Origin of the sequence: Methylobacterium sp. Leaf102 (assembly GCF_001422425.1) — a bacterium.
Classification (GTDB): domain Bacteria; phylum Pseudomonadota; class Alphaproteobacteria; order Rhizobiales; family Beijerinckiaceae; genus Methylobacterium.
Genome location: NZ_LMMX01000040.1, coordinates 152,010 through 164,294 on the forward strand (window position 1 = coordinate 152,010; position 12,285 = coordinate 164,294).

Genomic DNA, 12,285 nt, shown 5'->3' on the forward strand with positions numbered 1-12,285 from the left:
GGCGGGCCGGACTTATCGTTCCACGCGACGGCGGGCGGTTGCATTCCTGATCATGCGGCAAGAGCCGCTTCCAGGCCTCGCGTCAAGCGTCGCGGCGCATGGAAAGACCTGCCGCCGCCATATGAGCCTTGGCCTCACCGACGCTGTGCTGCCCGAAATGGAAGATCGAAGCGGCCAGGACCGCGCTGGCATGGCCGTCGCGCACTCCGGCCACGAGGTCGTCGAGGCTGCCGACGCCGCCGGACGCGATCACCGGCACGCTCACGGCATCCGCGATGGCACGGGTCAGGGCGAGATCGTAGCCCGAGCGCATCCCATCGCGGTCCATGGAGGTGACCAGGAGTTCGCCGGCCCCGAGGGCCGTCACCGTGCGGGCGAACGCGATGGCGTCGAGCCCCGTGGGCTTGCGGCCGCCATGGGTGAAGATCTGCCAGGCGTCGGGTTCGCCTGGAGCCGACGTACGCTTGGCGTCGATAGCGACGACGATGCACTGGCTGCCGAATTTTTCCGCCCCGCGTGCGACGAAATCGGGGTCGTTGACGGCGGCCGTGTTGATGGAGACTTTGTCGGCCCCGGCCAGCAGCAGGGTGCGGATGTCGGTCACCGTGCGGATGCCGCCGCCGACGGTGAGGGGCATGAAGCAGGCTTCGGCCGTGCGGCTGACGACGTCGAGGAGCGTGCCCCGATCCTCGTGGCTCGCGGTGATGTCGAGGAAGCAGAGCTCGTCGGCTCCGGCCGCATCATAGGCCTTCGCCGCTTCGACGGGATCGCCGGCGTCGCGCAGTTCGAGGAACTGCACGCCCTTCACCACCCGGCCGTCCTTGACGTCGAGGCAGGGGATGATGCGGGTCTTGAGCATGGGCGTCCCTCCTGACGGTGCGGTCAGGCCGCCGATTTTCCCTTGGCCTTCGCGATGGCGGCCAGGGCCTCGCGCGGGTCGATCCGGCCGTCGTAGAGCGCACGGCCGGTGATGGCCCCCGCGAGCAGGGCGCAATCCGGCTCAAGGATGCGGTGGACATCGTCGATGGAGGCGAGGCCTCCGGAGGCGATCACCGGAATCGTTACGGCGCGGGCAAGCCCGAGGGTCATCTCGATGTTGAGGCCCTTGAGGATGCCGTCGCGGGCGATGTCCGTGTAGATGAGCGCCGCGACGCCGGCATCCTCGAACCGGCGCCCGAGTTCCTCCGCGGTCATGCTGGAGGTGGTGGCCCACCCCTCGACGGCGACGCGGCCGTCCTTGGCGTCGATGCCGACGGCGATCCTGCCCGGATAGAGCCGGGCCGCCTCATGGACGAAAGCGGGATCGCGCACGGCCGCCGTTCCGATGATGACCCGGCTGACGCCCTTGGCGAGCCAGGCCTCCAGGGTCTTCATTTCGCGGATGCCGCCGCCGAGTTGCACAGGCAGCTTGGTCCGGGCGAGGATCGCATCCACGGCGTCGGCGTTCATCGGCGCGCCGGCGAACGCCCCGTCGAGGTCGACCACGTGGAGCCATGGGAAACCCTGCTCCTCGAAGACGGCCGCCTGGGCGGCCGGATCGTCGCTGAACACGATGGCCTGGGCCATGTCGCCCTGTACGAGGCGAACGCAGCGCCCTTCCTTGAGATCGATGGCCGGAAACAGGATCACGCGTCGGTTCGCTTTCGAATCGTTCGGTGGATGAGGGCGGTCCCCGATCAGGGACGCCACGCCAGAAAGTTCGCCAGCAGGGCAAGGCCGAGGTGCTGGCTCTTCTCGGGATGGAACTGGGTGCCGGCGATGTTGTCCCGTGCCACCATGGCGGTCACCGGGCCGCCGTAATCACTGTGGGCGACGGTGTCGGACGCCTGCGCCGGATGCAATGCGAAGCTGTGGACGAAATAGGCGTGCAGGCCGTTCTCACCGAGGGGAATGCCGGATAGCAGGGGGTGGTCGCGGTCGGGCGCCAAGGTGTTCCAACCCATGTGCGGCACCTTCAGCGCCGGATCGGACGGGCGGATCGGGCCGACATCGCCGGAGATCCAATCGAGCCCGGGCGTGGTGGCGTATTCGAGCCCCCGTGTCGCCAAGAGCTGCATGCCGACGCATATACCGAGGAACGGTCGGGCGCGGACCTTGGCCGCATGTGTCATGGCATCGACCATGCCCGGCACGGCGTCGAGGCCGGCGCGGCAATCGGCATAGGCGCCCACGCCCGGCAGCACGACGCGATCGGCGCCCGCGACGATCTCGGCTTGCGAGGTCAACACGATGCGGGTGTCGTCGAGGCCAGCTTCTCGGGCGGCGCGTTCGAAGGCCTTCGCCGCCGAATGCAGGTTGCCCGAGCCGTAATCGATGATCGCGACGGTTTGTCCGCTCACCGCCGGCCCTCACTCGTGGGGAACATCCCGATGGCGACCTCGCTCGGGCGGGAGGTGGCGTTCGCGTAAGGGACCGGCGCCGGACGCGGCGGGACGACACCGTCGAACCAACGGTTCGCGGCCTTCATCTCGGCCTCTTCCAGGCTTGCGGCCAGGACGGCGTCACGTACGGGTCGGCCCCGGCGGGCGTAGGTCCAGCGACGGAGGGACGAGGCTTCCAGCCCGATCAGAAGCAGCACCAGCAGGGTGACCAGGAGTCCGGCGAATGGGTTCAGGGCGGCCATGCGGCCGAGATAGGCCGTGGCGACGAGGAGGGCCAAGACGCCGAGCGCCGCGAGCCACAGCCGATGAAACAGGAACCACAGCGGTCCGAAGGCGAAGGCCGTCCACGACAAGCCATCGGGCACGAGATGCGCGCGCTCGAGACCATGGGCGTCACCCGTCTGGGCGTCCCGGTCGAGGTGCAGCGTGTAGGTGCGCATGGCGTGTCCTCTCCTGCGACCTGACCGGTCAGAGCGAGCCCTTGGTCGAGGGGACGCGGCCGCCCTCGCGCGGATCGATGGAGACGGCCTGCCGCAAGGCGCGGGCCAGACCCTTGAAGCAGCTTTCGGCGATGTGATGGGCGTTGTCGCCGTACAGCGTTTCGATGTGGAGGGTGATGCCGGCATTCATGGCGAAGGCCTGGAACCACTCACGCACGAGTTCGGTGTCGAACTGGCCGATCTTCTCGACCCGGAAGGCGGTGCGGAAGACGAGGAACGGCCGCCCGGAGATGTCCACGGCGACCCGTGTCAGCGCTTCGTCCATGGGCAGGTGGATGTCCGCGTAGCGCGCGATGCCGCGCTTGTCGGCGAGCGCCTGGGCGAAGGCCTGTCCGAGGGCGATGCCGGCATCCTCGGTGGTGTGGTGCTGGTCGACATGGAGGTCGCCCGTCACACGGACCTCGATGTCGAACAGGGCGTGGCGCGCCAGCAATTCTAGCATGTGATCGAGAAAGCCGACGCCCGTCGCGATGGTGGCGCGGCCGGTCCCGTCGAGATTGACCGCGACGTGGACGTCGGTCTCCGCCGTGCGGCGGTCGATACTGGCGGCGCGCATGCCTGAAATTTGCTCTTGTGACGTCGGATCTTGGGAACGAACCCGCCTTCTAGAGCCAACGAGGCCCGCCTGTGAAGGGAGCGGGCTCGCGATTCATCGGGCGATTCGATCGAATGCGCCCCGGACCCGAGGGCGGATCAGCCGTTCAATACCCGGCCCGCGACGGCGTCGAGTTTGGCGAGCAGGGCCGGATCGCGCTGGGCCGGTGCGGTCATGATGGCTCCGTCGAGGGCATGGTCGGAGCCCATGGGGCAGGCCTCGCGCTCCTGTGGAAAGTCGCGGGCGAGCCGCGCGACGAGGCGGGCGGCCTTGTCCGCGTTGGCACGCGCGACGGCGACCACGGCAGCGACGTCCACGGCATCATGGCTCGGATGCCAGCAGTCAAAATCCGTCACCATGGCGATGGTCGCATAGGTGATCTCCGCCTCACGAGCGAGCTTGGCTTCCGGCATGTTGGTCATGCCGATCACGTCGTAGCCCTGCGCCTTGTAGGTGGTGGATTCGGCGTAGGACGAGAATTGCGGGCCTTCCATGCAGACGTAGGTACCGCCGCGATGGACCGCGATCTCTTCCGCCTGCGCCGCCTCCGCGATGCGGTTCTGCAAGGCCGGGCCGACGGGGTGGGCCAGGGACACGTGGGCGACGCAGCCGTTACCGAAGAACGAGGACGCGCGGCCATGGGTACGGTCGACGAACTGGTCGACCAGGACGAACAACCCCGGGTGGAGTTCGCTGCGGAACGAGCCGCAGGCCGAGAGCGACACGAGGTCGGTGACGCCGGCGCGCTTCATGGCGTCGATGTTGGCGCGGTAGTTGATGCCGGAGGGCGACAGGCGGTGGCCGCGTCCGTGGCGGGCGAGGAACACCACCTGGGTCTCGCCGATCCGGCCGATGCGGAGCGCATCAGAGGGCTCGCCCCAGGGGGATTGCACCGCCTCTTCGCGCACGTCTTCCAGACCCGGCAGATCATAGACCCCGGACCCGCCCATCACGCCGAGTACCGCTTGCGACATTCTCATGGCTCCATACAGCGAGCGCCGGTCGCCCCCCAGGGGGACGCCGGCGCTGTGGTGTTTCGGTGGGAACGAGGCTCGTGTCGAGCCCCGGTCGGCGCGCGTGGCTAGTAGGTCTTGTGCAGTTCCGGCTGGAGGCCGTGAACCTCGCCGCCGACCTTCGCCCAGATCTTCTTTTTGACGTAGTAGAGCAGGCCGGAAAGCACGATAAGGAACAGGATCACCCGTAGACCCAGTGCCTTGCGCGCCATCATGTGCGGCTCGGCGGTCCAGGCCATGAACGCGGCGACGTCCGTGGCGTACTGGCTGACCGTCTCGGGTACCACCGGCTCGCCCTTTTCGTTCTTCGCGTAGGTGACCTGCCCGTCGCTTAACGGCTTCGGCATCGCGATGAGATGTCCAGGATAGTACTTGTTGTAGTACGTGCCCGCCGGAACTTCCTTGCCGGCCGGCGGGTCCTCGTAGCCGTCGAGCACGGCATGGATGTAGTCGACGCCGTGTTCGGTGTAGCCGACGACGGGCAGAGCATCGGTGAGGAACTTCGGGAAGCCGCGCTCGAAGGTGCGGGCCTTGGCGAGCACCGAGAAATCCGGCGGCGCCTTGCCGCCATTGGCGGCCGCGGCCGCCTTCTCGTTGGGGAACGGCGACGGGAAGGCATCGGCGGCCCGGGCGGGGCGCTCGGCATCCTCACCGGAATCGTTCTGTTCCTTGACCTTGTACTCAGCCGCCAGCGCCTTGACCTGGCTGGCGCTGAAGCCCGGTCCGCCCGGCTCCGCGAGGTTGCGGAACCGTACGAGGCTCATGCCGTGGCAGCTCGAACAGACTTCACGGTAGACCTGGAAGCCGCGCTGCAACTGCGCCTGATCGAACCGGCCGAACATGCCGGCGAAGCTCCACGTCTGACGCGGCGGCTGCGGAGCGCCATGCTCCTCTTCCGCCGAAGCCATGGTGATGCCGAGGGTGGCCGCGACGAGGGTCGCGGCGAGGAGGCGGGTCGTTTTCATGGTTCTCAAAAGTCCCCTGCCCTCAACCCTTGGACGACGGTGCGGCCGTGGCCCCGGCCGGCATGCCGGACCCGGAGACCTGCTTGCCCGGACCGGTGACGCTCTCGAGGATCGAGTCCGGCAGTCGGTCGGGTGTCTCGAAGAGGCCGACGAGGGGCATCACGACGAGGAAGTGGAGGAAGTAGTAGGCCGTACACAGGCGTGCGGCGATGACGTAGCCACCCTCCGGCGGCTTGGCGCCGAGCCAGCCGAGCAGGATCGTGACCACCACGAACAGCCAGAAGAACTGACGGTAGATCGGACGGTAATTGGCCGAGCGCACCCGCGAGGTGTCGAGCCACGGCGCGAAGGCCAGGATGATCACCGCGCTGAACATCAGGATCACGCCGCCGAGCTTGTCCGGCACCGCGCGCAGGATCGCGTAGAACGGCAGGAAGTACCATTCCGGCACGATGTGGGCCGGGGTCACGGCGGCGTTGGCCGGGACGTAGTTGTCGGCGTGGCCGAGGTAGTTCGGCTGGTAGAAGATCCAGTAGGCGAAGAAGATGCCGAACACCACGGTGGCGAACACATCCTTCACGGTGGCGTAGGGCGTGAACGGGACCGCATCCTTGCTCGACTTGATCGGGATGCCGGCGGGATTGTTCTGTCCGGTGACATGCAGCGCCCAGACGTGGAGCACGACGACGCCGAGGATCATGAACGGCAGCAGGTAGTGCAGTGAGAAGAAGCGGTTGAGGGTCGGGCTACCGACCGAGTAGCCGCCCCAGAGCAGGCTCTGCACCGTCTCGCCGACGATCGGAATCGCGCCGAGGATGCTGGTGATGACGGTGGCGCCCCAGAAGCTCATCTGGCCCCACGGCAGGGTGTAGCCGAGGAAGGCGGTGGCCATCATCAGCAGATAGATGATCACGCCGAGGATGTAGAGGATCTCGCGCGGGGCCTTGTACGAGCCGTAGTACAGCGCCCGGAACATGTGGATGTAGACCGCGACGAAGAACATCGACGCGCCGTTGGCGTGCATGTAGCGCAGGAGCCAGCCGTAATTCACGTCACGCATGATGTGCTCGACGGAATTGAAGGCGTTGGCGGCCGACGGATCGTAGTGCATCGCCAGCCAGATGCCGGTGACGATCTGCGACATCAGCATGGCGATGAGGATCGCGCCGAAGGTCCAGAAATAGTTGAGGTTGCGCGGCACCGGGAAGGCAACGAACGACGAATGCACCAGCCCGACCAAGGGGAGCCGCGATTCGAACCACTTCGCCACGCGGCTCTTCGGAACGTAGGTGTTGGCGTGTGCGCTCATGGGGCTACCCGCTTCGAAAACTGTTGCATGAAATTCCGTCGCCCTTCCTCAGGCCGCAGCCTTGCCACCCTCTTCGCCGATCCGGATCTTTGCGTCCGTCTCGAAGGCGTAGGGCGGGACCGGCAGGTTCGTCGGAGCGGGACCGCGGCGAACGCGGCCGGAGGTGTCGTAGAGGGACCCGTGGCAGGGGCACGACCAGCCCTCGTACTGGCCCTGATGGCCGATCGGCACGCAACCCAGATGAGTGCAGTTGCCGTAGACCACGAGCCACTTGGCGTGACCCTCCTTGACTCGAGCGGCGTCGGCCTGCGGATCGATGAGATCGGCCATCGGCACGGCGGCGGCCTCCTTGATCTCCTTCTCCGTCCGGTGACGCACGAAGATGAGCTTGCCGCGCCAGAATACGTTGACGATCTGGCCCTCCTGGATCGGCGACAGGTCGACTTCGAGGGGGGCGCCGGCCGCGATGGTCTCGGCATCGGGCGCCATGGAGGCGACGAAGGGCCAGGCCAGGGCGCCGGCGCCGACGGCAAGGGCCGCGCCGGTGGCGAGGAACATGAAGTCGCGCCGCGTGCCGTCCGTCCCCGGCACGGTCCCGTCGGCATTGACGACCGGGTTCGCCGAGGGGTTCGCCAAGGGGGTCGCCGAGTGGTTCGCCAAGTGTCGGACTCCGAGCAAGGATACGGGTGCGGCCACCGCCCGTTGAGCGGACCCTGGCCGGCCGGGACATTAGAGGCTTTCGAAGGAAAGTCAGCCCGCCGGAGGCAAGCACCCTCCGGCAATTTTTTGCAATGCGACCCCGCGTCACCGGAAGTTCACCGGACGGGATTTGTCACAGAAGCGTGCCCTTAAGGATCAGCATCGCCATCGAGAAGTAGATGACCAGTCCGGTCACATCCACGAGGGTGGCGACGAAGGGGGCGGAGGCCGTCGCCGGGTCGAAGCCGAGGCGCTGGAGCAGGAACGGCAGCATCGAGCCCGTCAGCGATCCGAAAGTGACGATGCCGACCAGCGCCGCGCCGACGGTGGCGGCCACGAGGGGCCAATGCACGCCGTAATCGTAAAGGCCGGTCTTCTGCCACACGACGATTCGGACGATACCGATGAGGCCGAGGATCGCCCCGAGGACGAGGCCCGTCGGCAACTCGCGGGCCGCCACCCGCCACCAGTCGCGCAGGCGGATCTCACGGAGAGCCAGCGCGCGGATGAGGAGCGAGGTCGCCTGACTGCCCGAATTGCCGCCCGAACTCATGATGAGGGGGATGAACAGGGTCAGGACGATGGCCTTCTCGAGTTCGCCCTCGAAGCCCTGCATGGCGGTGGCGGTCATCATCTCGCCGAGGAACAGGGCACAGAGCCAGCCGGCCCGTTTCCGGATCATCGTGAAGAAGCCGATATCCATGTAGGGCTCGGGCAGGGCTTCCATGCCGCCGAAGCGCTGCACGTCCTGTGTCTGCTTCTCGACCATGGCGTCGATCATGTCGTCCACGGTGACGATGCCGATAAGGTGGCCCACCGCGTCGATGACGGGTAGCGCGAGCAGATCGTATTTGGAGATCAGGCGGGCCGCCTCTTCGCGGCTTGCCGTTGGTGAGACCGCGAGTGGGCGCCGATCAGGGGCGACGGACAGCACATTGTCCTGCGGATCGCCCGAGATGAGACGGCGCAGGGGCACCGCTTTGGTCAGGGCGCGGGTGCGCGGATCGAGGACGAAGATCGCGTAGATGGTCTCGCGGGTCTTCTCGACGTGGCGGACGTGGTCGAGGGTCTGCCCGATCGTCCAGTCGCCCGGCACGGTGACGAATTCGGTGGTCATCAGCGAGCCGACGCTCTCCTCGCCGTAGGCACTGAGGCGGTCGACGGCGCCGCGCGTCTCTGCGTCGAGACGCGCGCGCAGGTCCGAGCGTCCGGGCTCCTCGATCTCGCGGAAGATGTCGGTGATGCGGTCGGCCGACATGCCCGAGAGGTAGGAGGCGACGCGGTCGCGCGGCAGCATCTCGACGATGTCGGCGGCGCAGTCGAGTTCGGGTTGATCGAGAACCTCGACGGCGCGGTCGTGCGGCAGCCCCAACAGAATCGCGGCGGCGACTTCGGGCGCCTCTTCGTTCAGGGCCTCGACGATGTCGGGCGCGCGCTCGTCGGACAGGCGGGCGGCGAGCACCGAGGGGTCGACGTTGGGTGGAGCGAAAAGGATCGCGTTCATGGGCTCACCTCGCGCGGGGGCGCACGGCCAAGGGCACACAGCCCTGGACGACCGGGGTCGGTGAGCCGCCCCGGATCCCGTTCAGGATTCTGGGGAGACCCCGCTCGCGGCCGCGCAGGGCGCGGAAGATCGTCGTGGAGTGTCGCTGGGCATTGGCTGGCTTGAAGGGGTGCCCGATCGGCTCGGCCGGGATGCGATGAGTCGCGCGTCCCGGCACGACCGGTGGGCGGCGCGTGAGTGCGCCCGCGAGCCCCAGCCGTCAAGCCGAAGATGCCAAGCGCTCCAACACTTTCGACCGAGATACAATCTCACCGGAACCGGTTGCGATGCGATTTGGCCGCGGATCGCGGACAGGGACGCGCATCATTGTGGCACCATATCGCCGGGGCTGCCGCTTCGCCGGCGGGCTGGGCGATCCCAGGGCTCCCGGTCTCGATCTATGAGAAATATAAGTGTAGCGCCCACTTGTATTGCGCCCAATGTAACGGCATATCAAGGGCGTCGAACACGAAGGAGTTCAGCCATGAAGTGGTCCGCCCCCGTCGTTCAAGAGATCTGCGTCGGCATGGAAGTCACCAGCTACGAGTCGGCAGAAATCGATCCCTTCAACTGAGGGATCGGCGCCCCTCGGGGTGTCAGCTAAACCCGCCCAACCTCAACTAGGAGAAACACCATGAAGTGGTCTGCCCCCATCGTCCAGGAAATCTGCGTCGGCATGGAAGTCACCAGTTACGAGTCCGCCGAGATCGACACCTTCAACTAAGAAGGTCGTCGCCCGGAAGGGGGTGCCGCTCGAGAAAGCGGCACCCCTTTTTCATTGCGTCGGACGCCATGACGAAAAGGCCCGGACCGTATGCGGTCCGGGCCTTTTCGTGTCTCTTGCAGCGTCCGCGGGGTCTCGCCTAGAGGCGGTAGCGGATCTGGTCGGTCCAGAAACGCTCGAGCCGGCTCAGAGCCACGTTCATCCGGCCGAAATCGTCGTCCGAGATGCCGCCGATGGGCTGAATGGTGCGGGCGTGCTTGTCGTAGAGGCTCTGGATGATGTCGTGGATCTGCCGGCCCTTGTCGGTCAGGCTGATGCGGACGGAGCGGCGGTCCGTGGTCGAGCGGGCATGGTGGAGGTAGCCGGCTTCGACGAGCTTCTTGACGTTGTAGGAGACGTTGGAGCCGAGGTAGTAGCCCTTGGTGCGCAGCTCGCTCGCGGTGAGCTCCTTGTCGCCGATGTTATAGAGCAACAGGGCCTGGACGCTGTTGACGTCCTCACGATCGCGGCGCTCGAACTCGTCCTTGATCACGTCGAGGAGGCGGCGGTGCAGGCGCTCGACGAGGTGGAGGGCTTCGAGGTACGAGCCGTGGACGGAGCCGGCTTCGGAAGCAGTATTGGTGTCGATAACCTTGGCTGCCTGGGACTTCATCGCGGGCCTCGTCAGATGTTTGGGTTGCAGGGCCGGTGTTCGTTGCCACCGCTCATGAACCCAACCTAGGCGCCACGGATGAAAGACGGTTTAAGCGATAGGATGAATTTGCGATTTACCTCTGTCGGTAAATGCAAGATGAAGTGATTGTCGTAAGGTCTCGTTTACCGGATTTCCCGCGCGGCCAGCCAGGACAAGATGAAGTAGATCACCACGATGCTTGCCTGAAGTCCAAGATAAGGCACCGACATCGGCAGTAGATGCGGTGTGAGGATTGCGAGCGTCAGGGCACTGCTGGCCGCGAGCAGCCACACCACGCCGCCCCACGCGCTCGTCAGCCACAGGCCCACCGCCGCCATGGCGTCGATGACGGCGAAGTAGACGATCACCGTCTGGCGGGTCACCGGCTCGGCCTCGAAGGGCCGCGCGCCCGGCAGCACGTCGAGGATCGACGCCCAGGTCGCCACCGCCTTTGCGAGCCAGACCAGGGCGGTCAAGCGCATGAACCACACCAGCACCACGTCCCATCCGGTCTGGTGCGGGCGCGGCGAACGCTCGATCCGGTCGCCGCCGACCTCGCTCGCGCGCCCACGGCCATCCCGCGTCGCGCCTACCTTCGTCAAGCTCCGCACGGCCGGTCTGTCCCTATGGTTCGGTTCGCGGCGCAGGGCCGCCGGTAGGGTCGAACGCGCGCGCGATGGCCGCGTGATCGACGGCGTCGAGGCTGGCCGGCTGCCAGGCCGGCGCGCCGTCCTTGTCGATGAGAGCAGCGCGTACGCCTTCGAAGAAGTCGTGTCCGTGCATCAGGAACGCGGCCAGCCGGGTCTCCGCGGCGATGCACTCGGCAAAGCTCAGGGTCGCGCCGCGCCGCATCTGCGCATGGGCGATGCACAGGCTGGTGGGGGAACGGCTCCGTAGCACAGCGGCAGTGTCCGCCGCGAAGGTCGAGCCCTGTGCCGCCGCACCGTCGAGACGGGCGAGGATATCGGCCACGCTCGGTTCGCCAAAGCAGGCGTCGATGAGGGCGCGCTCGGCGACCATCGGTCCCGTGGGAGGCGGCGCATCCGCGTGCGCCTCGAGGACCGCATCGATACTGTCTCCCTCGCCGAGCGCTGACACGATGGCATCGAACCCGTCCGCGCGGACATGGTGGGTGGCGAGGCCGAGGGCGAGGGCGTCGCCAGCCCCGATGGTCGCTCCGGTGAGCGCGAGATAGGTTCCGGTCCGGCCGGGCAGGCGCGGCAGAACGTAGGTCATGCCGACATCGGGGAAGAAGCCGATGCCGACTTCCGGCATGGCGAAGCCGTACCCGTCCGAAGCGACCCGGTGGCTGCCATGGACGGAAAGCCCGTTGCCGCCGCCCATGACGAGTCCCCCGATGAGGGAGACGATGGGCTTCGGGTAGGATTGGATGAAGCCGTCGAGGCCGTACTCGCCGTGCCAGAAGGCATCGACCTCCGTGTGTCCCCCGGCTTTGGCGGAGGTGTAGACGGCGCGTACGTCGCCGCCGGCACAGAAAGCGCGTTTGCCGGCGCCGCGCAGGACGATCCTGGTGACGGCGTCGTCGGTCTCCCAGACGCTCAACTGCGCATGCATCGCCCGGATCATGTCGAGCGTCAGGGCATTGAGGGCGCGCGGTCGATTCAGGGTCACGAGGCCTACCGCCCCGTGCCGCTCGAACAGAATGTCCGCCTCGCCTTCGCCCGCCATCGTCCGCCTTCTCTGTTTCCGGTCGGGTCGCTTTAACGGAGTTTCGGCCCTGTGCGTCAATCGCCGGGTGAAACCGCGTGCCGATCGCGCTTGTGGCAATGGGCCGGGTTTCGAAGGCTTTTGCGGATGTGGTAGTCCGGCTGACCCCGCGTTCCGGCGACGCCGCGAGTTGCAAAGCCCGAGTTCCAAAGCCC

The 12,285-nt window shown here is 66.9% G+C and carries 15 protein-coding genes; 2 read left to right on the forward strand and 13 right to left on the reverse strand.

The features are described 5' to 3' along the window. Positions 1 to 82: 82 nt before the first annotated feature. From hisF to mgtE, 10 genes are all read right to left on the reverse strand, one after another. Positions 83 to 859 carry an imidazole glycerol phosphate synthase subunit HisF gene (hisF, locus tag ASF27_RS20475; protein ID WP_056174381.1) on the reverse strand — a complete coding sequence of 259 codons (777 nt, stop codon included), beginning with the start codon at positions 857 to 859 and terminating at the stop codon, positions 83 to 85. 23 nt (positions 860 to 882) lie between these two features. After that, positions 883 to 1,629 carry a 1-(5-phosphoribosyl)-5-[(5-phosphoribosylamino)methylideneamino]imidazole-4-carboxamide isomerase gene (hisA, locus tag ASF27_RS20480; RefSeq protein WP_056363161.1) on the reverse strand — a complete coding sequence of 249 codons (747 nt, stop codon included), beginning with the start codon at positions 1,627 to 1,629 and terminating at the stop codon, positions 883 to 885. A 47-nt stretch (positions 1,630 to 1,676) separates the two neighbouring features. Then, a complete protein-coding gene (gene hisH, locus ASF27_RS20485) occupies positions 1,677 to 2,339 on the reverse strand; it encodes an imidazole glycerol phosphate synthase subunit HisH (RefSeq protein WP_056174379.1) in 663 nt (220 codons plus the stop codon). Then, entirely contained in the window at positions 2,336 to 2,821 is a 486-nt protein-coding gene (locus ASF27_RS20490; RefSeq protein WP_056363023.1) for a DUF2628 domain-containing protein, read from the reverse strand. The genes hisH and ASF27_RS20490 overlap by 4 nt, the downstream gene beginning before the upstream one ends. A gap of 28 nt (positions 2,822 to 2,849) precedes the next feature. After that, positions 2,850 to 3,437 (reverse strand): imidazoleglycerol-phosphate dehydratase HisB, encoded by a 588-nt coding sequence (hisB, locus tag ASF27_RS20495; protein ID WP_056174374.1) that lies wholly within the window; start codon positions 3,435 to 3,437, stop codon positions 2,850 to 2,852. 137 nt (positions 3,438 to 3,574) lie between these two features. After that, positions 3,575 to 4,450, reverse strand: coding sequence for an S-methyl-5'-thioadenosine phosphorylase (locus ASF27_RS20500; protein WP_056174373.1), 876 nt, complete (start codon positions 4,448 to 4,450; stop codon positions 3,575 to 3,577). Between the two features lie 107 nt (positions 4,451 to 4,557). Then, a complete protein-coding gene (locus tag ASF27_RS20505; RefSeq protein WP_056306660.1) occupies positions 4,558 to 5,454 on the reverse strand; it encodes a cytochrome c1 in 897 nt (298 codons plus the stop codon). A 22-nt stretch (positions 5,455 to 5,476) separates the two neighbouring features. Continuing rightward, positions 5,477 to 6,763: a cytochrome b N-terminal domain-containing protein gene (locus ASF27_RS20510; protein ID WP_056174369.1), complete on the reverse strand. Its 1,287-nt coding sequence runs from the start codon at positions 6,761 to 6,763 to the stop codon at positions 5,477 to 5,479. A 48-nt stretch (positions 6,764 to 6,811) separates the two neighbouring features. Beyond that, positions 6,812 to 7,354: a ubiquinol-cytochrome c reductase iron-sulfur subunit gene (gene petA / locus ASF27_RS20515; protein ID WP_056174967.1), complete on the reverse strand. Its 543-nt coding sequence runs from the start codon at positions 7,352 to 7,354 to the stop codon at positions 6,812 to 6,814. A gap of 241 nt (positions 7,355 to 7,595) precedes the next feature. Beyond that, positions 7,596 to 8,966: a magnesium transporter gene (mgtE, locus tag ASF27_RS20520; RefSeq protein WP_056306658.1), complete on the reverse strand. Its 1,371-nt coding sequence runs from the start codon at positions 8,964 to 8,966 to the stop codon at positions 7,596 to 7,598. A gap of 523 nt (positions 8,967 to 9,489) precedes the next feature. Here mgtE and pqqA (ASF27_RS20525) point away from each other — a divergent pair. Together pqqA (ASF27_RS20525) and pqqA (ASF27_RS20530) are read left to right on the forward strand one after the other, a co-directional pair. Continuing rightward, on the forward strand, positions 9,490 to 9,579 hold the full coding sequence (pqqA, locus tag ASF27_RS20525) for a pyrroloquinoline quinone precursor peptide PqqA (RefSeq protein ID WP_055952695.1): 90 nt from the start codon (positions 9,490 to 9,492) through the stop codon (positions 9,577 to 9,579). Positions 9,580 to 9,639: 60 nt separating this feature from the next. Beyond that, positions 9,640 to 9,729 carry a pyrroloquinoline quinone precursor peptide PqqA gene (gene pqqA, locus ASF27_RS20530; RefSeq protein WP_056092902.1) on the forward strand — a complete coding sequence of 30 codons (90 nt, stop codon included), beginning with the start codon at positions 9,640 to 9,642 and terminating at the stop codon, positions 9,727 to 9,729. A 139-nt stretch (positions 9,730 to 9,868) separates the two neighbouring features. Here pqqA (ASF27_RS20530) and ASF27_RS20535 read toward each other — a convergent pair whose 3' ends face one another. The 3 genes from ASF27_RS20535 to ASF27_RS20545 form a co-directional block, all read right to left on the reverse strand. Continuing rightward, positions 9,869 to 10,381 carry a winged helix DNA-binding protein gene (locus tag ASF27_RS20535; RefSeq protein WP_056174365.1) on the reverse strand — a complete coding sequence of 171 codons (513 nt, stop codon included), beginning with the start codon at positions 10,379 to 10,381 and terminating at the stop codon, positions 9,869 to 9,871. Between the two features lie 164 nt (positions 10,382 to 10,545). Next, positions 10,546 to 11,013 carry a DUF6163 family protein gene (locus ASF27_RS20540; RefSeq protein ID WP_056174363.1) on the reverse strand — a complete coding sequence of 156 codons (468 nt, stop codon included), beginning with the start codon at positions 11,011 to 11,013 and terminating at the stop codon, positions 10,546 to 10,548. Between the two features lie 13 nt (positions 11,014 to 11,026). Beyond that, positions 11,027 to 12,091, reverse strand: a complete 1,065-nt coding sequence (locus ASF27_RS20545) for an enoyl-CoA hydratase/isomerase family protein (RefSeq protein WP_056363026.1) — start codon at positions 12,089 to 12,091, stop codon at positions 11,027 to 11,029. Between the last annotated feature and the right edge of the window lie 194 nt (positions 12,092 to 12,285).